The following is a 26,356-nucleotide window of genomic DNA, read 5'->3' as shown; positions in this document are numbered from 1 at the left end:
ACATCGCCTTGTAATATATAACCAAATAAGAGGCAAAATAGTCACAGGGTATCGAATATAGACAGAAATGTACGAGCCTGTCTCTTGATATTTTGACGTTTCAGTCAGTTTTTTCAATGGTTATACAAATTAGCCAAAAGCCCCAAATGGATTTTGGTAAATAAGAATATGGTAAAAAAAAAACAATTCATGTATGATTGTTTCAGAAACAGGGAGCTGCAGCTGTGGGGGCTTGTAGTTCAGAACAGAGAATATATATTTTATTTTTAGGAGGATTAGTAAATGGCTAGTTTATCACTGAAAAACATCGTTAAAAGATATCCCAATGGATTTGAGGCAGTTAAGGATTTCAATCTGGAGATTGCAGACAAAGAATTTGTTATTTTTGTAGGACCATCTGGATGCGGTAAATCTACAACTCTTCGTATGATTGCTGGTTTGGAAGACATTTCCTCTGGCGAACTTTACATCGATGGAAAGTTAATGAACGATGTAGAACCTAAGGATAGAGATATCGCGATGGTATTCCAGAACTACGCTTTGTATCCACATATGACTGTATATGATAACATGGCGTTTGGTCTGAAACTGAGAAAGACTCCAAAGGATGAGATTGATAAGCTGGTTCATGAAGCTGCAAGAATCCTTGACCTGGAACATTTATTAGATCGTAAACCAAAGGCTTTATCTGGTGGACAGAGACAGCGTGTAGCTATGGGACGTGCCATTGTTCGTAATCCAAAAGTATTCTTAATGGATGAGCCGTTATCCAACCTTGATGCAAAGCTGAGAGGTCAGATGCGTATTGAGATCTCTAAATTACATCAGAGACTTGAAGCTACCATGGTTTATGTAACACATGATCAGACAGAGGCTATGACACTTGGTACCAGAATTGTAGTTATGAAAGATGGTGTTATTCAGCAGGTTGATTCTCCTCAGAACTTATATGATAAGCCAGGCAACAAATTCGTAGCAGGATTCATCGGAGCTCCTCAGATGAACTTAATTGAAGCTACTGTTGCTAAGAACGGAAGCGATGTAACTTTAACATTTGGTGGAAACACAATCGCTCTTCCAGCTGAGAAAGCAAAGAAACTGGAAGATGGCGGATATATTGGAAAGACTGTAGTTTTAGGTATTCGTCCAGAAGATCTTCATGATGAGGAAGCATTCCTTGAGTCTTCTCCTGCAAGCGTAATCGATGCAACCATCAGAGTTTACGAATTACTTGGAGCAGAAGTATACTTATACTTCGATGTAGAAGAAGTAAACTTTACTGCAAGAGTAAATCCTCGTACAACTGCAAGACCTGGCGATACAATCAAGCTTGCTCTTGATTTAACAAAAGTTCATGTATTTGACAAGGATACAGAATTAGTTGTATTAAACTAATTAGTGAAATTTTATGCAAGCGAGTATGATACTCGCTTGCTTTTTTTTTCTTTTTGCATTAATATAGAATAAGGTAAATTTACGAAAAAGGAGATTATGCCATGATTTCGAATCAAATACTTCAAACAACCATTGAAGGATTAAAAGGAATAACAAGAATAGATCTGTGTATTTGCGATACAGAAGGAAAGGTTTTGGCTACCACATTTCCTGATGCGGAAGATTACGAAAGTTCGATCCTGGCGTTCGTGGATTCTCCAGCCGACAGTCAGGTAATCCAGGGATATCAATTTTTTAAAGTCTTCGACGAACATCAGTTAGAATACATCCTCCTTGCAAAAGGCGGAAGTGATGATGTATATATGGTAGGCAAATTAGCATCTTTCCAGATCCAGAGTCTTTTAGTTGCTTATAAAGAGAGATTTGATAAGGATAATTTTATTAAAAATCTTTTATTAGATAACCTGCTTCTGGTAGATATCTATAACCGGGCAAAGAAACTTCACATTGAAACCAATATCAGACGTGTTGTATTTATTATTGAAACACAGCACGAAAAAGATGTGAATGCGCTGGAGACCGTACGCAATTTATTTGCAGCAAAGACAAAAGATTTTGTAACTGCCGTAGACGAAAAGAATATCATTCTTGTTAAAGAGGTAAAAGACGGCGAGAACTATGAGGATCTGGAGAAAACCGCCAATACGGTTCTGGACATGCTGAATACAGAGGCGATGACTCAGGTTCATGTAGCATTTGGTACCATTGTAAGTGAGATCAAGGAAGTATCCAGATCTTATAAAGAAGCCAAGATGGCAATGGATGTAGGTAAGATCTTCTATAGTAATAAGAATGTGGTAGCTTACAGCAAGCTTGGAATCGGACGTCTGATTTATCAGCTTCCGCTGCCTTTATGCCGTATGTTTATTAAAGAGATCTTTGACGGCAAATCACCAGATGATTTCGACGAAGAGACCCTGACCACCATCAACAAATTTTTCGAGAACAGCCTGAATGTTTCCGAGACTTCCAGACAGCTTTATATTCATAGAAATACGTTAGTATATCGTTTGGATAAGCTGCAGAAGAGTACCGGACTGGATCTTCGGGTGTTTGAGGATGCAATTACGTTTAAGATTGCACTGATGGTAGTAAAGTATATGAAGTATATGGAGAACCAGGACTATTAATGTTAGCGCTGGCAATGAGCAGTGTGAAAAGAGGCAGTAATACAGATGCGTTGTGCTTGCACAAAAGCATCTGTATTGCTGACTCTTTTCATAGGGCGAAGCCCGTAAACCGAGATGAAGCGAAGCGTAATCGAGGTTCCACTGCGGAGTCGCGATCTTCACACTCGAGGTTTCATAAACCTACTGTCTCACGTATATATCAAAGAAAATCACGCTATGCAAAATTACTCAGAGGACTAAAATGATTGAATTATGGAACGTAAGTAAAACATACGAGGCGGGAAACAAGGCACTGCGTAACATCAATATGACGGTAGCGGACGGTGAATTTGTTTTCATCATCGGCAGAAGCGGCTCCGGAAAATCCACTCTGCTGAAGATGCTGTTAAAAGAAGTGGAACCCACCTCTGGTAAGATTATAGTAAATGATATGAATTTAGGCAAGATGCCAAGGCGGTTCATCCCCAGGTACCGTCGAAAGCTTGGCATGGTTTTTCAGGATTTCCGCCTGTTAAAAGACCGTAATGTGTATGAAAACGTTGCATTTGCGCAGCGCGTCATTGGGGCATCCACAAGAAGCATAAAAGAATCAGTGCCAGCCATGTTAAAGATGGTAGGCCTGTCTTCCAAATATAAATTTTTCCCGCAGCAGCTTTCCGGTGGGGAGCAGCAGCGAGTGGCGATTGCAAGAGCGCTCATTAACAAACCTGAAATTCTTCTTGCCGACGAACCAACCGGCAACTTAGACGGCCACAACTCCATGGAGATCATGAAGCTTTTAGAGGAGATCAACAAGCTGGGTACTACCGTAATTGTGGTTACCCATAGCCAGGAGATTGTAGACCGTATGAAGAAGCGGGTAATTATGATGGATCGCGGAACCATCGTAAGCGATGAGAAAAAAGGCGGTTATACGTATGAGAATTAGTACATTTTGGTATTGTCTGAAACAAGGTGTAATAAACATCTGCAGAAACATATTATTTTCACTGGCCTCCATTGCAACAGTATCCGCATGCATTTTCCTTTTTTGTCTGTTCTTCTCTATCATGGTAAATGTACAGTATGTAGTGAAAAATACGGAGAGTACAGTAGGAATCACAGTATTTTTTAATGAGGGTCTTGATAAGAACAAGATCACTGAGATTGGCAATGAGATTAAACAACGAAAAGAAGTAAAAGAAGTAAAATTCACCTCTGCTGAGGACGCATGGTCAGAAGCAAAGAAAGAGTACTTCGGTGATATGCAGGATCTTGCAGAAGGATTTGAAGAGGACAACCCCCTTGCCAATTCTTCTTCCTATTCAATATTTCTAAATGATTTAACCCAGCAGGATGAGCTTGTATCCTGGTTAAATGGAATAGAGGGAGTTAGAAAAGTTAATTATTCCAAGACAGCGGCAGAAGGTATGAACAGCTTAAATAAAGTGATAGGAATCCTTTCTATGCTGATCATCGGTATTCTTCTGGCTGTGGCTATTTTCTTAATCAGCAATACAATTTCCGTAGCAGCAGCTTTTCGGAAAAATGAGAATCAGATTATGAAGCTGATCGGTGCGACCAATTATATGATCAGAGCACCCTTTGTGGTAGAAGGAGTCATTATCGGACTGGTAGGTGCCTCTCTTCCCCTGATCGCCATTTATTTTCTCTACCGTTCAGCAGTTGGATATGTAGTGACTAAGTTCAGCATTCTTTCCGGATTGTTTCAGTTTCTTCCTGTTGATGCCATATTTCCTTACATGGCCGCAACGGCTATGTCACTGGGACTTGGAATTGGATTTTTTGTCAGTTTCTTTACAATCCGGAAGCATTTAAAAGTATAAGGGGAGTCGTCCGTGAATCATGGAAAAAGACTGTTTGCAGTGGGAATCGGTCTTTTGATGACCGTATCATGTATATTTCCCTCCTATGGTACAAAGAATGATGTAAATGATGCAAAGAAAAAGGCCAGTTCCATGGAGGATCAAAAAAAGGAAGTGGAATCAGCTTTAAAAGAGCTGGAAGGTCTGAAAGCGGATACTGCATCTTATGTGAAAGGTCTGGATGACAAACTGGCTGTTTATAATAAGCAGCTGACGGCACTCACCGCCCAGATCTCAGCGAAAGAAGAGCAGATAAAAGCTGCCAAAGCAGATCTTGAGACCGCAAAAAAGGCTCAGGAACATCAATACCGGAATATGAAACTCAGAATTCAATATATGTATGAAAAGGGTGAGACGAATTATCTGGACTTGCTGTTTAAGTCCGCCGATCTCACCCAGCTTTATAACCGGGCGGAATATATCAGAAGCATTGCTGCATATGATAGAAGAATGCTGGAGGATTATAAAAGAACCAAAGAAGAGGTCAGTCAGAGAGAAGCTCTGTTAAAGGCAGAATATGAGAATCTGCTTGGATTCCAGACTGCTGCCAGAGACAAAAAGCAGGAGGCTGAGGGACTCTTACAGGCAAAAAATCAGGAACTTGCGTCATATCAGACCAGGATAGCCAAGAACCAGGAAAATCTATCTGAACTGGAAAAGGATATAAAAGCTCAGGAACAGCGTATCAAAGAAATGGAAGCACAGATACGAAAACAAGAGGAAGAAGCACGGAAAGCTGCCCAGAAGGCTGGAAAAACGTATAATACGGTGGCAATCGGGAATATTAGCTTTATATGGCCCAGTCCGTCATCTTCAAGGATCACTTCTTCTTTCGGTGACAGAGAATCTCCAACCGAAGGAGCCTCTTCCAATCATCAGGGCATAGACATCGGAGCATCAACCGGTGCGGGTATTGTAGCAGCAGCTTCCGGGACTGTAACGATTTCTACATACAGTTATTCTGCCGGCAATTATATCATGATTCATCATGGCGGGGGAGTCTATACTGTTTATATGCACTGTTCCGAACTCCTGGTTTCAGCGGGGCAGGAAGTGTCGCAGGGACAGTTAATTGCAAAAGTGGGTTCTACCGGGTATTCCACAGGACCGCATCTCCACTTTGGGATCAGAGTGAATGGAAGTTATGTAAATCCAGTGAAGTATGTAAGCCCATAATGAGCTAGATAGGAGAATGACAGTGGAAAGTAAGAATAAATTTTGGAAGGGTGCCCTAGTCGGAGCACTACTTACCACATTGGCAGCCCTTGTAATTGTGGGGATGTCCTTAGGCATTTTTTTAATTGGAAGAACTGCAATTGATGGGAAGGGAACAACGGCTGAATCCGTTCAGGCAGAGAATCAGAACGGGGATCTGGATATGAACCGGATTGTAGCTAAGATCCAGACCATTCAAAGTGTGATTGATAAGTATTATCTTTTTGACGAAGACAATACGAAAGTGGAAGACTGGATCTATAAAGGAATGCTTTATGGCCTTGAGGACCCCTACACGGTTTATTACACGGCTGATGAATATAAAAAACTTATGGAAGATACGGCTGGAGAATACTGCGGGATTGGTGTGATGGTAAGTCAGAATCCCTCAACCGGAGTCATTACAGTCAGCAAGGTGTTCGAAGGAACTCCCGGAGCGGAAGCAGGAATACTGCCTGGTGATATCCTTTATAAGGTAGGCAGCAAAGAAGTGACAGGAATTGATCTGGAGCTGGTAGTAAAGGACTACATCAAAGGCGAGAAAGGCACACCTGTGACAATCACTGTACTTCGTAAGGAGGCAGGCGATTATATCGATATGACCATGGAACGCCGGCAGATTACAGTGCCTACGGTTGAATATGAAATGCTGGCTGACAATGTTGGATATATTTCAGTAAGTCAGTTCGATACGGTAACTGCTGATCAGTTTAAAGGTGCAATTGATGATCTGGAGAAAAAGGGAATGAAAAAGCTGGTGGTTGATTTAAGAAATAACCCCGGTGGAGTTGTGGATGCGGTTGTATCCATGCTGGATTACATTCTTCCTGATAATCTGGTCATTGAAGGCGATCCCAATCTGGTAAGAACCAAGAAGGATAAAACCCTGCTTGTTTACATGGCTGACAAGAACGGAAAAGGCGAGCAGTATTATGCATCAGACGGTCATCAGGTAGATGTACCAATGGCAGTTTTGGTCAATGGTCAGTCTGCAAGTGCATCTGAGGTCTTCTCCGGTGCCCTTAAGGCATACAAGAAAGCAAAGCTTGTAGGAACTAAAACATTTGGCAAGGGGATTGTCCAGACTTTGTTCCCGTTAGATAACGGAACTGCAATTAAGATGACAATAGCCCATTACTATACACCAAGCGGTTTTGATCTTCATAAAAAGGGACTTGAACCAGATGTTCCCGTAGAATTAAAAGAAGAGCTGAAAACAAAAATTAAGATTGAGCATAATGAAGACAATCAGCTGATAGAAGCAATTAATGCTTTAAAATAAAAAATAAAGCCCTTAAGAGACAACAGCAATCTCATTGCCAGTTTCTTAAGGGCTTTTTCGTTACATAGAGCAGGTTTTAAGAATGTCTAAAAATTGTCTGCAGGCATCTTCTGTGGTCGCCCAGGAGGTAACCAGCCTTATGACAGAATGACCGTTGGTTCCTTTTTCCTGTATGGAGAATACAAAATCTTTCTGAAGGGTTTCTATCACTTCTTCGGGAAATATGGGAAACAGCTGGTTTGTGAGGGAAGGGGCAGCGAAGGAATAGCCGCATGCACTGATGCCCTTTCTTAGAATATCTGCCATTGCATTGGCGTGGGAAGCCAGATCGTAGTAAAGGTTGTCAGTGAAGAGTTCCTCAAACTGAATACCCAGGAGCCAGCCTTTTGCCAGCAGAGCGCCACGCTGTTTCATCATAAAACGGAAATCCGGTTTTAAATCCGGGTGGCTGATAACCAGAGCTTCCCCGAACAAAGCACCGGCTTTTGTTCCGCCAATGTAAAAAACATCGGTTAAGGCAGCAATATCTTTTATGGTTAAGTCATTTACTTCACTGGTCAGAGCAGAACCCAGACGGGCACCGTCTAAAAACAGATAAAGATCTTTTTCCATACACAGACTGCGGATTGCTTCCAGCTCGGCTTTGGAATACTGGGTTCCCAGTTCGGTAGAGTTTGAAATATAGACCATTTTAGGCTGGACCATATGTTCATCTGTATGAAGATATAACGCCTGAGTGATATCAGCAGGAGTCAGCTTTCCATCTTTTCCTGGCATAGCAAGAACTTTATGACCAGTGGCCTCGATAGCGCCTGTTTCATGGACATTAATATGTCCCTGGGCAACGCAGATTACTGCCTGCCACGGTTTTAAGGCTGTACCGATAGTAATCAGGTTCGTCTGTGTTCCACCTACAATAAAATGAACATCAGCGTCCTCACGCCCGATTTCCCGTCTGATCATCTCCATGGCATGGGTACAGTGCCCGTCAGTTCCGTATCCACTGTTCTGATCCAGATTGGTCCGTGTGATCGCTTCCAGAATCTTTGGGTGCGCGCCTTCGCTGTAATCGTTATTAAAGCTATACATAAAATGTCCTCCTGATGATTGATGGTATAAAAAATATGATATACTAAATGGAACAGATTTACAATGGCGTATGGACAAGTATAATATAATCTTATGTTATAGTAAATATTCATATCATGTATTATTATTATATTAATGGCTGTGGTAAAATAAATAAAAGAATATGTATTACGTATGAGCAGGAGGAAATCTTATGCCAACAGGTGCAATTTTTAAATTTCATAATGATCTGGATACAGATCAGATTATAGGATCCCAGTATCTGTTATTACCCGATCTTGAAGAAATGAAAGTACATACATTTGAATCTCTTGATCCCGACTTTCCTAAAAAAGTAAAGGCGGGAGATTATGTAGTAGGCGGGGAAAATTTTGGATGCGGTTCATCCAGAGAGCAGGCACCGGGTGTATTAAAGGCTCTTGGTGTAGAAGCTGTGATAGCCAAATCATTTGCCAGAATTTTCTTTCGGAATGCAATTAATATTGGACTTCCTGTGATCGTGTGCAAAGAACTTCCGGATGAAGTGAATACAGGTGATGTGATGGAGCTGTCTTTGTCAGAGGGAATTGTTAAGGCAAAGGGAAAAGAGTACTCCTGTACGAAGCTTCCGGAATATATGCAGAATATTTTGAATCAGGGCGGCCTGATTGCATCTTTAAATAAGGAGGAATAAGTATGGGAATGACAATCGCAGAAAAAATAATAGCGGCTGCTGCCGGTGTGAATCATGTGAAGCCGGGGGACATTCATACTGTTAATTTGGACCGACTGATGAGCAATGATGGAACAACCCATTTAACCGTTGATATGTATCATAACAAGCTGACAAATCCCCGTATTGCAGATCCTGAAAAACTTGTCTTTATTGTGGATCACAATGTGCCTGCTGATAATCCAAAGACTGCGGCAGCCCAGAAAAAGATGAGAGATTTTGCCAGAGAGCATCAGATTGATTTCTGGGAGGGGAAGGGCGTATGCCATCAGATTATGATGGAAAATTACGTCTGTCCGGGAGAACTGATCTTTGGAGCAGACAGCCATACCTGCACGTATGGTGCGTTAGGTGCCTTTGGTACAGGAGTAGGATGTACGGATTTTCTTTATGGTATGGTTACAGGGACCTCCTGGGTGCTGGTTCCGGAATCTGTTAAATTCAATCTGGTTGGGAAGCTTCCACAGGGAGTTTATCCAAGGGATTTAATGCTTACGATTATTGGTCAGATTGGTGCCAATGGCTGCAATTATCAGGTGATGGAATTTTGCGGAGAGGGAGCTAAAACACTGAGTGTCAATGACCGTATGGTTTTATGCAACTTATCCGTTGAGGCAGGAGCAAAAACCGGTATCTTTGAGGCAGATGAAATCGCCCTTGCCTACTTGGAAGAGCAGGGAAGAAAGCCAAAGGCTGTATATAAAAGTGATCCGGATGCAGTTTACGCAAGGGAATATACCATTGATATGTCTGCTATCCAGCCAGTGATTGCAAGACCGGATTTTGTAGATGATGTGGTTCCTGCAAGAGAAGTCTGCGGCGTGAAAATAGATGAAGCATTTTTAGGGTCCTGTAACAATGGCAGGATTGAAGAACTGAGAATCGGAGCCGGTATTATTAAGGGAAAAAAGGTGGCGGACAGTGTCCGGTTTTTGGTTGTTCCGGCAAGCCTTTCTGTATACAAACAGGCATTAAAGGAAGGACTTATTGACATTTTCATGGAATCTGGTGCAATTGTCATGAACCCGAATTGCAGTGTTTGCTGGGGAAGCTGTCAGGGTGTCATTGGTGAGAATGAGGTTCTCATCAGTACCGGTACCCGTAATTTTAAAGGCAGGGCGGGTCATCCCAGTTCCAAGGTATATTTAGGTTCTGCTGCCACAGTGACGGCATCAGCGATAGCAGGAGAGATTACGCTGGCATAATCAGGGGAAAGGAAATGACAATGGAGACATTTACAGGAAAAGTCTGGGTTCTTGGAGATGATATCGATACGGATATCATTATTCCTACGGAATATCTGGCATTAAAAACCATAGATGAGATGAAGCAGTATGGCTTTAGCCCTCTCCGGCCGGAACTGGCTGGACTGATCAAAGAAGGAGATATCATTGTAGCTGGTAAAAATTTTGGCTGCGGATCTTCCAGGGAGCAGGCACCTGAGATTATTAAGGCTCTCGGAGTGAAATGCGTAATAGCCAAATCCTTTGCCAGAATATTTTTCCGCAATTCCATTAATAATGGTCTGCTTCTTATGGAACAACCGGATTTATATGATGATATGACAGAAGGTGACATCATAAAAGTTACGGTAAATGAACACGTGGAATACCAGGGCAGATTTTATCAGATCGCATCGCTGCCTCAGAATCTGGTTGATATTATCAGTGCAGGCGGACTGGTGAAAGCCATGCGAAAACGCAACGGACTGGATTAAGGAGGGGCAATGGGATACACAATTATTGAAAAAATAATCAGGCATAATACAGGTGCACAAAATGTAAAGCCGGGAGATATCGTGACTGTGAAAGCAGACAGGGTAATGATTCATGATATTTTTATTCCCTTTGTAGCAGATAAATTTGAAGAAATGGGCTTTAAAAAGCTTTGGGATCCGGATAGAGCAGTCTTAATCTATGACCATCTGGTTCCAGCCAGCCAGCTTGATGATACCAGGCATTTCCGGATCGGAGATTCATTTGCAGCAAAATACGGAATGAAGCATGTCCACAGAAGTGATGGAATCTGCCATCAGCTGATGACGGAGGCAGGATACGTAAAACCGGGAGATGTGGTTTTTGGCACAGACAGTCACACTACTACATATGGCTGTGTGGGAGCATTTTCTTCCGGAATCGGTTATACGGAGATGGCGAGCATTCTGGGTACCGGTACCATGTGGATCAAGGTACCGGAGACGATTAAAGTGGTTATTGAAGGAAAACTTCCGGATGATGTGATGTCTAAGGATATTATTCTGCGCCTGATCGGGGATCTGGGTGCAGACGGAGCCACTTATCTGGCTCTTGAATTTACAGGAAGCACCGTAGAGGAGATGTCGGTATCAAGCCGCATGACCATAGCCAATATGGCTGTTGAAGCTGGTGCAAAATGTGCCTTGTTTACTCCGGATGAGAAAACGGCCAAGTATTGTGAAATACAGCTGAACGAATTTCAGAAGAGTCTGACTGGAGATGAGGATGGAGTTTACAAAAAAGTAATCCGGTATCGTGCAGAGGATTTTGTTCCTGTTATGGCATGTCCTTCCCAGGTGGATAAAATCAAGCCCGTCAGTGAACTAGAGGGCATCGCCATTGACCAGGTATTTATTGGTTCCTGCACCAATGGACGTCTGGAGGATCTGGAAGCGGCAGCAGGGGTGTTAAAGGGCAAAAAGGTAGCTGACTACGTGAAGCTTATTGTGACACCAGCAAGCCGGAAGGTTTACCAGGAAGCCATGGACCAGGGAATCATGGAGATTCTGTCTGAGGCAGGTGCCATTATCACCCACCCGGGATGCGGATTATGCTGCGGAAGAACCGGAGGAATCCTAAGTGACGGGGAACGGGTAGTGGCTACCAATAACCGGAATTTCCTGGGAAGAATGGGAACCTCCAAAGTTGAAATATATCTGGCTTCTCCCAAAACGGCAGCGGCCTGTGCGTTAACCGGCCGGATTGTGAGCGCTTTATAAGCGGCCAATTATTAAAAAATAAAATCAGAACAAATGTTCCTTCCCTGCCTATACTTTTTATCTTTGCTATGTTATAATCCTGGTACGATAGTTCACCAAGGAGGTAAAAAGAACGTATGGAATTTCAGTTGCATTCAGAGTTTGCCCCGACCGGAGATCAGCCCCAGGCCATAGAACAGCTTGTGAAAGGATTTAGGGAAGGCAATCAGTTTCAGACCTTACTGGGAGTTACCGGCTCTGGAAAGACCTTTACCATGGCCAATGTCATACAGGAAATACAGAAGCCAACATTAATTATTGCTCATAACAAAACTCTTGCTGCACAGCTTTACGGGGAATTCAAGGAATTCTTTCCGGAGAATGCAGTGGAGTATTTTGTTTCCTATTACGATTATTATCAGCCCGAAGCATACGTACCATCTACCGATACTTACATTGAAAAGGATTCCTCCATCAATGATGAGATCGATAAACTGCGCCATTCTGCCACTGCGGCATTATCGGAGCGCAAAGATGTGATTATCGTTGCTTCGGTTTCCTGCATTTACGGACTGGGAAGTCCCATCGATTATCAGGAGATGGTGATCTCCTTACGGCCTGGAATGATTAAAGACCGGGATGAAGTGATTCATAAACTCATCGATATTCAGTATGACCGGAATGACATGGATTTCAGGCGCGGCACGTTCCGCGTCCGGGGAGATGTGGTGGAGATTTTTCCATCCTATTCCGGCAGTGAAGCTTACCGGGTGGAATTCTTTGGAGATGAGGTAGACCGGATCACGGAGATTGATACACTGACAGGTGAGATCCGGGCAGAGCTGGGACATATTGCAGTATTTCCTGCTTCTCATTATGTTGTTTCCAAGGATAAGATGGAGCATGCAGCTTCTACGATTCTGGCTGAATTAAAAGAGCAGGTGGAGTATTTTAAAAGTGAAGACAAGCTTTTAGAGGCCCAGAGAATCTCTGAACGGACTAATTTTGATGTGGAGATGATGAAGGAGACAGGTTTCTGTTCCGGAATTGAGAATTATTCCAGACATCTCACAGGGGGGAAACCAGGAGAACCACCCTATACTTTAATTGATTATTTTCCCGATGATTTTCTCATTATTGTGGACGAGTCCCACATTACCCTTCCTCAGGTTAGAGGAATGTATGCAGGAGACCGCTCACGAAAAACCACTCTTGTGAACTTTGGTTTCCGTCTTCCCTCAGCCCTGGATAACCGGCCTTTGAATTTTGAAGAGTTTGAAGCCAAGATCAATCAGATGATGTTTGTTTCGGCTACTCCATCTGTTTATGAATCCCAGCATGAGCTTTTACGGGTGGAACAGATCATTCGTCCTACCGGACTGCTGGATCCGGAGATTGACGTACGTCCGGTGGAAGGCCAGATTGATGATTTGATCTCTGAGGTCAATAAAGAGGTGGAGAAGAAGAATAAGATATTAATCACCACACTGACCAAACGTATGGCAGAGGACCTGACGGATTACATGAGAGAGGTTGGAATCCGGGTTAAATATCTCCATTCCGATATTGATACACTGGAACGCTCGGAGATTATTCGTGATATGCGTCTTGATGTTTTCGATGTTTTGGTAGGAATCAATCTATTGAGAGAAGGATTGGACATTCCGGAGATCACACTGGTGGCAATTCTGGATGCGGATAAGGAAGGCTTCCTGCGTTCAGAGACTTCTCTTATTCAGACCATAGGAAGAGCAGCCAGAAACTCGGAAGGTCACGTTATCATGTATGCAGATAATATGACGGATTCCATGAGAGTTGCAATTGAAGAGACAAACCGGAGAAGAGCAATTCAGGAACGGTATAATGAAGAACATGGAATCACTCCCACTACCATTAAAAAGGCTGTTCGTGACTTAATAGCCATATCAAAAGCTGCTGCAGCTAGCGATAAGGAGTTTAAAAAAGATCCCGAATCCATGGATGCAATGGAACTGGAAAAGCTTTCAAAGGAACTGACAAAAAAGATGCATCAGGCAGCAGCAGAACTGAATTTCGAAGAGGCTGCGAAGCTGCGTGACCGTATGGTACAGGTGAAAAAGATGCTTCAGGATATTAGTCAGTAAAAAATATCTTTCAGGTATTAGGATAGTATTGACAATGATTCTCAATAAGTGTAAAATCTCTATGGATGCAATCCAGGGAAAGAACCCTGGTGCGCCGGTTTTGGAACTGGCTGCATTCAGAGGAGATTATTATGAAGCTTCATGAAGGAGATATCGGAAAGACCTACATTGTATACAGTGTTATGGTAAAGGATGCCATTACAAGAAGGCTGGAAGCATTAGGCGTCAACGAGATGACGCCAGTTACCTTATTAAACAAAAAAGGAAGCGGCACCGTGATTATAAAGGTCAGAGGGACTCGTCTGGCTCTGGGCAGGAAGATCTCAGAGGGAATTGAGATAAAGGAGGAGACCAGCCATGAGTGATGACAAAAGAATAATCCGTGTTGCATTCGTTGGGAATCCCAACTGCGGGAAGACAACTCTGTTTAATGCTTTTACCGGTGCAAGGCTGAAAGTGGCAAACTGGCCAGGTGTTACGGTGGAGCGCGTGGAAGGGGAGACCATTTATAAAGGCCAGACCATTCGGGTGATTGATACACCGGGAATTTACAGCCTGACCAGTTACACCATAGAAGAGATTGTTACAAGAAAGTGTCTGGAAGATGAATCCGTTGACGTGATTATTAACGTTGTGGATGCTTCCTCTCTGGAGCGGAATTTATATTTGACACTTCAGCTTCTGGAATTAAAAAAGCCGGTGATTCTGGCTCTTAATATGATGGATATTGTAGAAGACAGGGGGATGGAGATTGATCTTCACCGCCTTCCTGAGATGCTTGGGAATATCCCTGTAGTACCGGTTTCAGCCAGAAAGCGGACCGGTCTTGACGTTCTCATGCATGCAGTGGTTCATCATTACGAGGAAGGACCTCAGGGAGTGGTGGTTACGTACACACCACGAATTGAAAATAAGATATCCAAAGTGGAGACAGTCCTGAAAGCCCATTATGGAAAGCTTAAAAATCTGCGGTGGCATGCCATCAAGTTTCTGGAATATGATGAAGAGGTGGCAAATGACCATCCGGTTGATTTAAGCAATATTATTGATCATAATTATGAAAAAGAGATTATAAATGAGAAATATGATTATATAGAAGGAGTGATTCACGAATGCCTGGTTAACAAAGAGCAGAAGGCGGCAATGACGGATAAGATTGATGCTTATCTGACCCATCCCTTCTGGGGAGTTCCTTTGTTTCTTGGTATTATGGCCCTTGTGTTTTTCCTGACGTTCACCGTGGGGGATTTCCTGAAGGGATATTTTGAGATTGCACTGGATCATCTGTCGGCGTTTATGTATCAGATGATGACGGGCATTCATGCAGCGGACTGGATCACTTCCCTGGTAGTGGATGGAATTGTTGCAGGTGTAGGAGGAATCCTTACTTTTCTCCCGAATATTTTCATTCTGTTTCTTGCCCTGGCTTTTTTGGAAGACAGTGGTTATATGGCGAGAGTTGCTTATGTAATGAATGAGATAATGGGAAGGGTGGGGCTTTCCGGCAAGGCGTTTCTTCCCATGCTTTTAGGGTTTGGCTGTACGGTGCCGGCTGTAATGGCAGCGAGAGCGCTGCCCAGTGAAAGGGACAGGAGAAGGACAATACTCATCACACCATTTATGTCCTGTTCTGCCAGACTGCCTATTTACGTTTTGTTTTCAGAGATGTTTTTTCCCAATCATGCGTTGATTGCGGCCTATTCTTTATATGTAATCGGACTTATGGTTGCGATTTTGATTGCCCATGTGACTCATAAGATGATAAAATCACAGGAAGAGGATACACTTTTAATTGAACTGCCGGAATATAAGACACCCAATGCGAGAACGGTAGCAATTTATGTGTGGGATAAAGTGAAAGATTACCTTGGAAAAGCAGGTACTACCATATTTCTGGCCTCTATCGTACTTTGGTTTGTGCTCAATACAGGGTTTCATGGATTTGTCACAGATGTATCACAAAGCTTTGCAGCCATGATTGGCAGAGTTTTAATTCCTGTGCTTACTCCTGCGGGACTGGGTGACTGGAGAATTGCGGTAGCACTTATTTCCGGGCTTTCTGCTAAGGAAGTGGTGGTTTCCAGTTTTTCTGTATTATTTGGAATCAGTAATATTAATTCGGCAGCAGGAATGGTTGAATTATCCGGATTGCTGGGCAATGTGGGATTTGGCGGAGTGAATGCATATGCGCTGATGATCTTCTGCCTGCTTTATTCCCCATGTATCGCTGCAGTTGCCACCATAAAGAAAGAAACCGGATCACTGAGATGGACGCTTGGTATGGTACTGTTTCAGCTGGCGGTTGCCTGGTTCTTTGCTGTAGTGGTGTACCAGATTGGAAGTTTGATTTTTTAATTGGATAGAGGATAAGCTGATGAATGATAAACTGCTTGTGGAAACTGCTGTTCTGGCAGGTGAGATTATGTTGATAAGTGGTGCGGAGATCTTTCGTGTGGAAGATACCATTGACCATATTTTAAGAAAAGCAGGTCGCAATACGGCGGAAGCCATCGTATTTTCCACAGGCATTTTTGCATCCTTAAACGATCCGTCCATAGAAGCGATTACAGTGGCAAGAAGGGTGACGGTCAGAAATACCAATTTAAACCGGGTTTATCTGGTGAATGATGTATCAAGAAAGCTTTGTGCAGACCTTATGACGGTGGAAGAGGCATTTGAGCGGCTGAAAGAAATACGAAAGACGGTTCAGTTTCATAAGAGGCTTAAGGATATGGGCTTTATGGGAGTGGCGGTATTTTTTACACTGCTTCTTGGCGGTAACGCAAGAGACTGCGTGGCGGCGGCTGTGACCGGAGCTGTATTGGCGGTTGCCATGGAGATTTCTCAAAAGATCCGTTTAAATGATTTCTGTGCCAATGCATTTTGCGCCTTCTTAATTGCTTTGACCACTCTTTTTCTGGAGAGATGGGGGTTGCCTGGCATTAAAAGTGATATTATTATAATTGGTGCCATCATGCCATTAGTGCCGGGAGTAATCTTTACCACAGCTATCCGCGATACGTTAAATGGGGATTATGCATCAGGTACGGCAAGAATTGTGGAAGCTGTAGTAATCGCTCTTGCAGTAGCGGCAGGAGTGGGAGCTGGTATGGGACTGTATCAGTGGCTGTCCGGGGGGTATTTTATATGGTGATTCAGACAGTTGGAGCATTTCTTGCAGTGATCAGCTTTTCTCTGATACTGGAGCTTCCGAAGAAGTATTTAATTCTTTCAGGAACCATTGGCGCGGTTGGCTGGTTAGTATACCTTCTTGTACAAGCCGCAGCCGGATCGGTCATAGCTGCGGCTTTTTTATCCACTCTTTTGGTAGCGCTGTTCAGTCATATTGCTGCAAGAGTGTGTAAAGCACCTGTTACGGTGTTTTTAGTGGCAGGAATCCTGCCTTCCGTGCCTGGTGCTTCTATATACCGAAGCGTGTCCTATGTGATCAGTAATGACCCGGTGCTTTCCAGTCACTATCTGGTGGAGACACTTCAGGTTTCCGGTGCCATTGCCATGGCAATTTTTATTATGGATTCATTGTTCCGATTGGGAAAGAAGAAGTAAAAGCAACGGACAGGTGGTTCTTTGATCTGGAATAGTGATAGATATGGTTGGAGAGGCGGTCTTCCTGAGGGACCTCCTCCTGATTGATGGAAAATACGGTTTCCGCCAGCTCTTCATAGGAAATATGATTGCTATGCGGGATTAGTAAGACTTCGTGAATGCTGGAAGGCAAAATGATTAAATCGCCTTCCATGCGATCTGCGAAGTCTTTTAATATGCCTTCATAGAACATACAGGCAGCTCCGTGGACACCGTAGGGATTAGTTAGGACATACATGGGAGGGGACAGGGGAGATGGGTCAAATAAACCGGACCAGTCTTCCTCTTTTATTTCCGTATCTGAAGATTTTCTTGCGATTTCTTTTATTACCTCCATAAGAGAAGTGATCTTTGCAGGAAATAAGTCTGGTGTGTTTAATTTTGCATACTCATATAAATCTTCGGTGGATAAGTTCCATAGTTTTTGATGGGAATTGTGGATAATGGCTGTGAGAAGCTGGTCGTCTTTCTTGTTTAAAGACAAACAGAAGATTAGTGATAAATCCAGATCTGGTATTGATATGTGGGGGAGATCGGTTAGAAGGGGACGGTTAGCCGGTTCATTGATCAGGCGAAAGATGATACGGTCTGTTAAAGGGCTTTCTGAGTGTAGTTCTTCTATAAAATTATCTTCTGGCAAATGCTGTGTCTGATATAATTCCATAATCTCGTCTACAACCTGGGGAAATGATTTTCCTTTTTTATAAGTATCATAAAATGTCTGAAGATAAATAGCCGGAGCCGTATGTTCCTGTGGCCTGCTGATACAGATACCGTCAAGGGTCAGTCCGTTGTTTTTCGTAATGCTTTGGAGTGTTAAGTTGTAGCCAGAGCCAAAGCGTTCTTCCAGTGATTCCTTTACTGCTTTTTGAAATTGTTCGTATACCATATTGTATACCTCCTTAGATTTGATTTATGTAAATCGCATGATGCGAGATACAGCACAGTGGATGAAAAATGGGGTTGGATATGATTGCCAGATATGCGATAGATAAGCAACAGAATCAAATCCATTATACATTAGTTGATAAAAAATGACAATATGTTTAGACATATTTGGAATTTTGTCGAAAAATCATTCAACTTAAATAGATTGTATAATTACAAAATTGGAAAATGGTATTATTGTATACACTGAAAAGACGAATAAAGGGTGAGGACAGTGAAAACAAAAGAAAAAAATAAACAGCTTCATGAAAGCAGGCCTAAGAAAAAACATTCGGGCCTTATTGAACTGATCGTTAAGAACGGCAGACGAATTGAAAAACTCTTTGCGCTGGCAGTAATTATATCTGCTGTCTGCGCCTGCTTTGTTCATGTTAATTATGATCTGAGCGAATATCTTCCCGACTGGGCACCAGCGAAAAAAGGCCTTAATGTAATGGAAGAAGAATTTGGATATCCAGGCACGGCAAGGGTAATGGTTGGCCCTGTTACTCTATATGAAGCAAAGGCCTATAAGGACCGGATTGCGGATATAGACGGTGTGGATATGGTGATGTGGGCAGATACCACCACCGATGTTTATAAAGCAAACATATTTATTAACTACGATGATATCCAGGATTACTATAAGGACAATTATGCTGTTATGGATATCATTTTTAAAGAAGGGGATTCCAGCAGTCTTACCAAGTCTGCAATCAGCCAGATGCAGAAGATGACAGGTGACAAAGGCTATTTCATGGGATCGGCGGTTCAGAACAAATCGTTAAATGAGACCCTTACCAGAGAGATTAGTATTGCCATGGCTATGGGAGTCGTAATGATTGCACTGGTATTGTGCGCAACAACCACTTCATGGTTTGAACCATTTCTCTTCCTGATGATTATGGGAATTGCAATTATCATTAATATGGGAACCAACCTGATGATTGGAACCATATCATTTATCACGTTCAGTGTGGCTGCTATCTTACAGCTGGCAGTAGCCATGGATTATTCAGTTTTCCTTCTGGACAGTTTTACAAAGGAACGGGAAAAAGGAGATGATCCGGTAACCGCAATTACCAATGCTCTTCACAAATCCATACCGTCCATACTTGCAAGTGGCGCAACAACCATTATCGGCTTTCTGGTTCTGATGCTGATGCGCTTTTCGATTGGATACGATCTGGGATTTGTTCTGGCCAAGGGAATTGTAATCAGTCTTGCAACGGTTCTGTTTTTAATGCCCTCTCTGTTGCTTCGTTGGGGAGACAGAATTAAGAAGACAGAGCATCGTTCTTTTATGCCATCTTTCCATGGGCTGGGAATTCTTGTACATAAAGTGCGTTATGGTGTTTTGACTGCAATTGCACTTCTGGTTATACCGGCTTTTATAGCCCAGAACATGAATGCATTTACATTTGGTAACGGTGCATTGGGATCTAGTCCTGGTACCCGGGTATATTACGATGAACAGCAGATTAACGGCCGTTTTGGGAAGAGTAATTTAATTCTTGCGGTTGTTCCCAATACCAATATGGTAACGGAAAAAAACCTGACGGATGAACTGAAAGATTTAGACTATGTGAGATCTGCTACCTCTCTGGCGGGCACCTTACCAGATGGTATACCGGAGAAGATTATACCGAAAAGCATTACCAGCCTGCTGCATACAAAGGATTACAGCAGAATTATGATTTATGTAAAATCCTCTGATGAAAGTGATTTTGCGTTTCAATGTTCGGATGAGATCAGTTCCATTGTAAATAAGTATTATCCGGAAGGGGCTTATATCACAGGGGTAATCCCATCCACCCAGAATATCAAGACCATTATCACGGAAGATTATAACTTTGTAAATATTCTTTCCATCCTGGGAGTCGGCCTGGTAGTTATGATTACGTTTAAGTCTCTGATTATACCTGTTGTTGTTCTGATCCCCATTGAAGTAGCTGTATTTATCAATTTTGCAATTCCTTATTTTAAAGGAGAGGATATATTGTATCTGGGTTATATTATTGTCAGCTGTCTTCAGCTGGGGGCTACGGTGGATTATTCCATTCTGATGACCAATAACTATATGGATATGAAGAAAAAATATCCGGAAAAGGCTAGGGCTATCAAGCACACTGTTTCCAAAAGTGCACTTTCTATCCTGACTTCAGGAACTATTTTAACGATAGTTGGATACGGTTTATATTTTATCTCATCAGTATCTGCCATTGCAGGTCTTGGACATTTAATAGGCAGGGGCGCTTTTATCAGTGTAATTATGGTACTATTCCTGCTGCCGGTTCTTTTAACCCTGGCAGATCCTGTTTTGATGTGGGAGGAAGGAAAACGGCAAAAGATCGTTGCTTCTCATCAGGCCGTAATTGAAAAGAAAAAAGCGTTCAAAGCCAACAGAATTGAAAAAAAGAAAGCTTTGCTGGAAGCGGAACAATCAAAAGACGTTAAAACAGAAGGTGGACAGAAAATAGACACAGAAGATAAGAAGCAGGAACAGGAGGAAGTGAAAAACAATGAAAAATAAATGGAGCGCAGCATATCGGCTGACAGCAGCGACACTCATCACTTCAATGATCAGTATTAATATGGCTGGAAATATTTACGCCGGACCGCCAGCTGTATCTGTGGACGAAACACTATATGTAAATCTGGACTATTACGGAAAAGAGACTGACAGCAGCGTGGTAAAAGGAGTCACATTAAATGGAATCCGTTCCTTTTCTGATTATGGAACTTATAAGGATATTACCAATATGTCAAATTATGCAAAGCCTGCTGTTGACGGAGACACAGTGACCTGGCAGCTTCCGGAAGATACAAAAGACCGTTTCTATTATGAATGCCAGTTAAATAACGGAGAAGTAGTTCTTCCATGGGATTTTGATATCTCCTATAAATTAAATGGTATACCAAAAGAAGCTCAGGATCTTTTACATGCGGATGGGCTGGTAGAAATAGACGTTCACTGCATTCCCAATAAGAATGCCAATACATATTATCAGAACAATATGCTTTTACAGGTTGCTACAATGGTAGATATGGAAGACGTCAATTCCGTTGAAGCGCCCGGAGCACAGATCCAGTCTCTGGGTACTTATAAGGCTGTTCTTTTTGCGGCTGTTCCAGGTCAGGAAAAGACATTTCATATTGAAATAAGTTCCCACGATTTTGAATCCAGCGGAGTAATTATGATGATGGTTCCGGGAACCCTGGATCAGATCAGTGATATTGCTGATGTGAAGGAGGCAAAGGATACGTTTAAGGATTCAGCAGATGAGCTGCTTGATGGTATGAATGAAATGCTGGATACGCTGCACAATATCAGCAACGGTATGGATGTTACCAAAAAGGGACTGAGCCAGCTGCAGGGAGCAAGAGAAAACTTCGATGCATCAAAGGATGAAATAATCTCAAAAACAGATGCAAGTATAGACAGTCTGGAAGCTGCCAATCAGAAAATCAGTCAGCTTGCGCCGGATATCATGGCCAATAAGCAGGGACTTGATGATGTAAATAATAAAGTAAATACTTTGGTGGAAACACTTCAGGATTCCGGGGAAGATTTCTATAACTTATCTTCATCTTTAAGAGATTTAAAAGATTCCCTGGGAGATCTCCAAAGCGGCCTGGAGGAGTCTGATGCAGATCAGATTACAGGTGAGATTAAAGATATTGAGCAACAGCTTGATGGGATTCAGGGCGTTTTAAAGAAGCTTGGTTCCACTGCTTCCCCATCTTCGGCATTAAGTGCAGAAGATCTTAAGCAACAGGCAGAGAGCATGCAGAAGCTTATGGGTGATATGAATGATGTGCTTGATGACCTGGAGTTTTCTTTGGGAAAAGATGCGGTAGACAAGCTTCGTGCCCAGCTTCAGTCGGTTGCAGCTTCTGGTATGAGCGACACCAATGCTGCTGCACTGATTCAGACAGCAGCTGTATTATCCAAAATATTAAACTCCATGAACAACATCTTATCCAGTGTTCGTTATACAATATCCGGAATCGATGTTCAGGGAGGAGTTAAAGACAGTAAAGCAGTCGTAAGTAAGCTTGCGTCTATTACTTACGATATCGATACAACAATCGGAGATGTGGTTAGTTTAAATAAAACAAAAAATGATAACAAGGCAGCTTTTGATTTAATGCTTGATGATACGGCAGCTTCTGTAGAACAGATCAGTTCGTCGACCAACCAGGTGATATCCCTGTTCCGCAGTGTTCAAAACACTGTGAAAAATAATCGGGCAGCGGTGGAAGGCGGTACAAAGGATACCTTAAACGGTTTGATAGATATTTTGGAAAAGGCGGCGGAAACTTCTTCTACCACAAATAAGCTAAAAGGAGCCAATGAGAGTATCAGAAACAGTCTGGATGAGAAGCTGGATAAAATTGCTGATGACAGCAATCTGCTGGAAATGAATTTAGATGATAAGATGGTATCCTTTACATCGGATAAGAACCAGACTCCTTCCAGTATCCAGATTATCTTAAGGTCACAGGAAATCTCAGAAGATGATGTAAATACCAATGCAGTTGATATTGAGCCGGCTCCTGTGGATGTGGGAGTATGGCAGCGGGTAAAGAATGTATTCGCAAAAATGTGGAATGCAGTTACGGGGATTTTTAGCTAAAAGCATAAAGGAATATTATAATAAAACGGGTGTAGATTGACGTGGTTAGTCTTCATCCGTTTTTTGAGTTTAGAAAGGAGGAAAATCAAAATAATATGATTATATAGTTATGCTTTATGGATGACACATAATCTTATACGCACTTAAAAATTAGATAGAATGATATATTTTACCAAACATATCTGTTTTTTTAAGGCAATATATGGTATAATTCAATCAGATATCCATTGAACCATAGCTTGATTATGATTTGTATCCTGGGGGTAAACATATGACTAATATTGTTGGGATTACAGTTTATGGAGTGTTATATTTAGTGGTTATGCTTTTGTTATTTGTGTTATTCTTTATTGGACGGGACTGGCTGATGTTCACCGGGTTGTCCGGCTTTTTAATCATGGGTCTCATATTGTCCATAACCGTAACCAGATATAATTATATTGATATGATACACAATAAGAATATGGTGGAAGTCAGCAGAACGGATTCTATTCCTGAGGTTGTTAAAGTAGGTAATATATACAGGAGCAACTGGAAAACGGTCCAGATCGCGTATGGTTTACCTAAAACTCAAAAGGAGTATTATTCCGTAATGAGAAGCAGGTGTGGACTATTTGTCATTGAGGGAGGGGTTTTGCATACCAAAGGGGGCAGTGATTATAATTGAATAACTTAGCAATTAGAATGTGATAAGCATGCCAGATGAAACTTTTGGTATGTATGGCTGCATAGTATGAATAAGGCTTATAAAAATATTTTTAATGTTTTACTCATTATTTCAGTTGTTATGGTTGCTTTTTTGGTAATTTGCCATAGGGTCAGGTATGTTTTATACAAGAGAGAGATAAACTTATATTTTTAGACAGCTAGTAACAGTTAGATTGATACTGGTTGTTTTTTGTTCGCCCTGCGTGCGGCAGGAGTATATTTTATTCCTGGTATTGGAAATATTGCAATTGCTGCGACAGGCGCTATATTCGTAGCTGGCGTATCAATAGCAGCAGGAACCTGGTTATACAATACTATTACTGATTGGCTTAGTGATTCTGATTCTCTATAAATTGCCAAATAAAAGGAAAAATTCCAGCTAGGTTAAGGGGTGAAAACGGAGATGTTGATTTAGGAAAGTTTGATTAAAATGTTAAAGGAAAAACTAGTTATAAAGAAAAAGGTGGCTGGACAATTGATAAAGATAATGCTGGTCATGGAGGAAGAAAGTGGAAGTTGAAGGACAAGGATGGGAATAGAGTTGCTTCACTGGGAGAGAATGGGGAAGTACTTGCAAATTAATGAGGTATAATACTTTATGTATGAATTAATAGAATCATTTCAAAAATCAGATGATTATTATTTTATTGATTTTATTCCATATGAAACAAATGATGTGAGCTTTCTGGATTTGGAGGAATATTTTGAAAGTACTTATTTACATACTTTTGCAGATAAAATATCCAGAATTGCTTTGAAGATGATTTATTTCCTTCATTGCGAAATTTATTTAACTGAAGCTCCAATACCTGTTGAGTTGGAACATGAGATTTCTTTTGACGTTAATATCCGAAACAGTTCTCCGGATAAATTAGCATATATAATAAACAAGATTGTATCAATGGATTTTTCTTCGGCACAAATAATCTTTACAGAGCCTCAGTTTCTTATAAGTATTGATGGGGGATTTTCAGTTTCTATTTATAAACCAACTGATCAGGTTCTTCAAATATTGAAGAAACTAGTTTCACAGGAGGGATTATTTTTGAAATATAGGAAGCCCCCTGATGTAAAGTTGATCATGTAATACATATTTAAATGAGAATAACTGAATATATAAAGGTTTTCTGTAAAAAAGGCTTCTGAATGAACTTACCCCCATAAGTTAGACCGAATCTAATTTATGGGGGTAAGTTCATTCTGGGATGCCTTTATTTTTATGTATATATCTTTTAATAAACAGTGGGCTGTACCTATGATATTGTTTGGCTTAATCGGCATGTTAATGAAAATTTAAATATTAATCATATGATTGTATCAAAACACGTCAGGTGATGTCGAAAAAGAGAAAATATAACATAAATTATGGACTATGATACAGGTTTTATTTAAGAATAATGTAAGGGATAAACTGTTGTTATAAAATTTTAAAAGAACTATAATAGAAATGAAAACACGGCCGTATTTTCATACAAGAGTTAGCGATAACTAATCGATATATAAGGAGAAAAAATATGAGATTGAAAAAAGCTTTAGCTATCATATTGTCTGTAACTACCGTGACAGCATTAACTATTACACCTGTCTCCGCGGCAGAAAGTGACTTTGAATCTACAGCAGGAGTTTTATCGGAAAACCTGGAAGATAATATTGAAATACTTGGTGACACTTCGGTGTTGGTAGAGTCCCAGGGATCGTCAGAACTTGTAACCGTTGCAGAAGATGATAATACGAGAACAGTTACCATTAAAAACCTGGAGACAGGTAAGGAAAATTATTTAAAATATGATAAATTATCTAATACAATCTACTCATCTATTACGGGTAAAACGGTTGATATAAGTAATCAAGGCAACAAAGGCAGCATTACTTTAAAATCAGAAACATCTTATAGTACTGAATATATCTCTTATGCAGAAATTAGAGATACCATAGGTACAACGGCCACTGTAGCGGGAGTTGTTGGTTTAATACTGACAAAAGTTCCAGGAGCACAAATTGCTGGTGGCATAACTGGTACAATCAGCACAATTGTAGGAGGCGGCACTTTACTGATCCCTAATGATTCTAGTCATGGATTAAAATTATCCATAAAAACCGTAAAATACTACAGAACCAGAATGGGCAGACGACAAGTATATAAAATTACACATCAGATAACATCTGTTCGTACATATTAAAATGAAAAAAATAATAAAAACAATCTCCATGATTGTATTTACGGTTTTTACAATTATTATGTGGAGTGCAAATCATTATAAATTGTATAACAGCCTTTTACAAATGCTGGCGGTATACATTGTTATCATATCAAGTCTGATTAGTTTCATATGGATGCTTAGTATAAAAAAGAGTTATAAATATGTATTTTCTATATTACTCATTATTTCAGCTTTTATAGTTGCGTTCTTTGGAAAATTGCCATAGGCAGAATGAAAAATAAACAAAACCAGTCGGTAACAGTCCCATTGTTATCGGCTGGTTTTTATTTAAATGAGATATTTTACTATGAGAAGCAGCAAAACATAATTCTGTAGTTGCAGCGGTCTGAATTTTAATTTTTTGGTATTAAAAACTTGTTTAAGTGGATATATATGGTTAAGAAGAACGATTCAAAATAAATTGCTCAAAATGATTTAAGAAACTGTAAA

Annotated in this window: 22 protein-coding genes; 20 read left to right on the top strand and 2 right to left on the bottom strand. The window is 41.2% G+C overall.

The window, feature by feature from the left end:
- The first annotated feature begins 282 nt into the window (after nt 1-282).
- The 6 genes from ACOAOT_RS16590 (at nt 283) to ACOAOT_RS16565 (ending at nt 6,947) form a co-directional block, all read left to right on the top strand.
- Nucleotides 283-1,395, top strand: a complete 1,113-nt coding sequence (locus tag ACOAOT_RS16590) for an ABC transporter ATP-binding protein (protein WP_420218007.1) — start codon at nt 283-285, stop codon at nt 1,393-1,395.
- 101 nt (nt 1,396-1,496) lie between these two features.
- The gene (locus ACOAOT_RS16585) at nt 1,497-2,585 is read left to right on the top strand and encodes a PucR family transcriptional regulator (protein WP_277408972.1); all 1,089 of its coding nucleotides are present in this window, start codon (nt 1,497-1,499) and stop codon (nt 2,583-2,585) included.
- Nucleotides 2,586-2,826: 241 nt separating this feature from the next.
- Nucleotides 2,827-3,513, top strand: coding sequence for a cell division ATP-binding protein FtsE (gene ftsE / locus ACOAOT_RS16580; protein ID WP_104439749.1), 687 nt, complete (start codon nt 2,827-2,829; stop codon nt 3,511-3,513).
- On the top strand, nt 3,503-4,411 hold the full coding sequence (ftsX, locus tag ACOAOT_RS16575; RefSeq protein WP_104439750.1) for a permease-like cell division protein FtsX: 909 nt from the start codon (nt 3,503-3,505) through the stop codon (nt 4,409-4,411). The genes ftsE and ftsX overlap by 11 nt, the downstream gene beginning before the upstream one ends.
- A gap of 57 nt (nt 4,412-4,468) precedes the next feature.
- Nucleotides 4,469-5,626, top strand: coding sequence for a murein hydrolase activator EnvC family protein (locus ACOAOT_RS16570; protein ID WP_420219440.1), 1,158 nt, complete (start codon nt 4,469-4,471; stop codon nt 5,624-5,626).
- A gap of 16 nt (nt 5,627-5,642) precedes the next feature.
- Nucleotides 5,643-6,947, top strand: a complete 1,305-nt coding sequence (locus ACOAOT_RS16565) for a S41 family peptidase (RefSeq protein WP_420218006.1) — start codon at nt 5,643-5,645, stop codon at nt 6,945-6,947.
- A 60-nt stretch (nt 6,948-7,007) separates the two neighbouring features.
- Here the strand turns inward: ACOAOT_RS16565 and ACOAOT_RS16560 are convergent, their stop codons facing one another.
- Nucleotides 7,008-8,036 (bottom strand): threonine aldolase family protein, encoded by a 1,029-nt coding sequence (locus ACOAOT_RS16560; RefSeq protein ID WP_420218005.1) that lies wholly within the window; start codon nt 8,034-8,036, stop codon nt 7,008-7,010.
- Nucleotides 8,037-8,229: 193 nt separating this feature from the next.
- Here ACOAOT_RS16560 and ACOAOT_RS16555 point away from each other — a divergent pair, with 193 nt between their 5' ends.
- From ACOAOT_RS16555 to ACOAOT_RS16515, 9 genes are all read left to right on the top strand, one after another.
- Nucleotides 8,230-8,709, top strand: coding sequence for a LeuD/DmdB family oxidoreductase small subunit (locus tag ACOAOT_RS16555; RefSeq protein WP_420218004.1), 480 nt, complete (start codon nt 8,230-8,232; stop codon nt 8,707-8,709).
- A 2-nt stretch (nt 8,710-8,711) separates the two neighbouring features.
- Nucleotides 8,712-9,953 (top strand): 3-isopropylmalate dehydratase large subunit, encoded by a 1,242-nt coding sequence (locus tag ACOAOT_RS16550; RefSeq protein WP_420218003.1) that lies wholly within the window; start codon nt 8,712-8,714, stop codon nt 9,951-9,953.
- A gap of 20 nt (nt 9,954-9,973) precedes the next feature.
- The gene (locus tag ACOAOT_RS16545; RefSeq protein WP_420219439.1) at nt 9,974-10,465 is read left to right on the top strand and encodes a LeuD/DmdB family oxidoreductase small subunit; all 492 of its coding nucleotides are present in this window, start codon (nt 9,974-9,976) and stop codon (nt 10,463-10,465) included.
- A gap of 9 nt (nt 10,466-10,474) precedes the next feature.
- A complete protein-coding gene (locus ACOAOT_RS16540) occupies nt 10,475-11,722 on the top strand; it encodes a 3-isopropylmalate dehydratase large subunit (protein ID WP_420218002.1) in 1,248 nt (415 codons plus the stop codon).
- A 116-nt stretch (nt 11,723-11,838) separates the two neighbouring features.
- Entirely contained in the window at nt 11,839-13,824 is a 1,986-nt protein-coding gene (gene uvrB, locus ACOAOT_RS16535; RefSeq protein ID WP_420218001.1) for an excinuclease ABC subunit UvrB, read from the top strand.
- Nucleotides 13,825-13,955: 131 nt separating this feature from the next.
- Complete coding sequence (locus tag ACOAOT_RS16530; RefSeq protein ID WP_104439758.1) at nt 13,956-14,189, top strand: FeoA family protein; 234 nt, start codon at nt 13,956-13,958, stop codon at nt 14,187-14,189.
- Nucleotides 14,182-16,179 (top strand): ferrous iron transport protein B, encoded by a 1,998-nt coding sequence (feoB, locus tag ACOAOT_RS16525; protein WP_420218000.1) that lies wholly within the window; start codon nt 14,182-14,184, stop codon nt 16,177-16,179. Before ACOAOT_RS16530 ends, feoB begins: the two co-directional genes overlap by 8 nt.
- Before the next feature lie 19 nt (nt 16,180-16,198).
- The gene (locus tag ACOAOT_RS16520; RefSeq protein WP_420217999.1) at nt 16,199-16,978 is read left to right on the top strand and encodes a threonine/serine exporter family protein; all 780 of its coding nucleotides are present in this window, start codon (nt 16,199-16,201) and stop codon (nt 16,976-16,978) included.
- Entirely contained in the window at nt 16,972-17,391 is a 420-nt protein-coding gene (locus tag ACOAOT_RS16515; protein ID WP_420217998.1) for a threonine/serine exporter family protein, read from the top strand. The genes ACOAOT_RS16520 and ACOAOT_RS16515 overlap by 7 nt, the downstream gene beginning before the upstream one ends.
- On the opposite strand, the gene ACOAOT_RS16510 is transcribed toward ACOAOT_RS16515, so the two are convergent.
- Nucleotides 17,354-18,319 carry a DUF5688 family protein gene (locus ACOAOT_RS16510; RefSeq protein WP_420217997.1) on the bottom strand — a complete coding sequence of 322 codons (966 nt, stop codon included), beginning with the start codon at nt 18,317-18,319 and terminating at the stop codon, nt 17,354-17,356. The two genes, ACOAOT_RS16515 and ACOAOT_RS16510, sit on opposite strands and share 38 nt — an antisense overlap.
- 273 nt (nt 18,320-18,592) lie before the next feature.
- Between ACOAOT_RS16510 and ACOAOT_RS16505 the strand changes: the two genes are divergently transcribed.
- The 5 genes from ACOAOT_RS16505 to ACOAOT_RS16485 all read left to right on the top strand — a co-directional run bounded on the left by ACOAOT_RS16505 (nt 18,593) and on the right by ACOAOT_RS16485 (nt 25,885).
- On the top strand, nt 18,593-20,890 hold the full coding sequence (locus ACOAOT_RS16505; protein ID WP_420217996.1) for an efflux RND transporter permease subunit: 2,298 nt from the start codon (nt 18,593-18,595) through the stop codon (nt 20,888-20,890).
- Nucleotides 20,880-22,997 carry a methyl-accepting chemotaxis protein gene (locus ACOAOT_RS16500; RefSeq protein ID WP_420217995.1) on the top strand — a complete coding sequence of 706 codons (2,118 nt, stop codon included), beginning with the start codon at nt 20,880-20,882 and terminating at the stop codon, nt 22,995-22,997. The genes ACOAOT_RS16505 and ACOAOT_RS16500 overlap by 11 nt, the downstream gene beginning before the upstream one ends.
- Before the next feature lie 271 nt (nt 22,998-23,268).
- The gene (locus ACOAOT_RS16495; protein ID WP_420217994.1) at nt 23,269-23,664 is read left to right on the top strand and encodes a hypothetical protein; all 396 of its coding nucleotides are present in this window, start codon (nt 23,269-23,271) and stop codon (nt 23,662-23,664) included.
- A 639-nt stretch (nt 23,665-24,303) separates the two neighbouring features.
- A complete protein-coding gene (locus ACOAOT_RS16490) occupies nt 24,304-24,792 on the top strand; it encodes a hypothetical protein (RefSeq protein ID WP_420217993.1) in 489 nt (162 codons plus the stop codon).
- 427 nt (nt 24,793-25,219) lie between these two features.
- Nucleotides 25,220-25,885 carry a hypothetical protein gene (locus ACOAOT_RS16485; RefSeq protein WP_420217992.1) on the top strand — a complete coding sequence of 222 codons (666 nt, stop codon included), beginning with the start codon at nt 25,220-25,222 and terminating at the stop codon, nt 25,883-25,885.
- The last annotated feature ends 471 nt before the right edge of the window (nt 25,886-26,356 follow it).

It is taken from the genome of Lacrimispora struthionigena, assembly GCF_048627165.1.
In the GTDB taxonomy this organism is placed as follows: domain Bacteria; phylum Bacillota; class Clostridia; order Lachnospirales; family Lachnospiraceae; genus Lacrimispora.
Note: the sequence above shows the minus strand (reverse complement) of the source record. Positions and strands in the feature narration are given on the sequence as shown.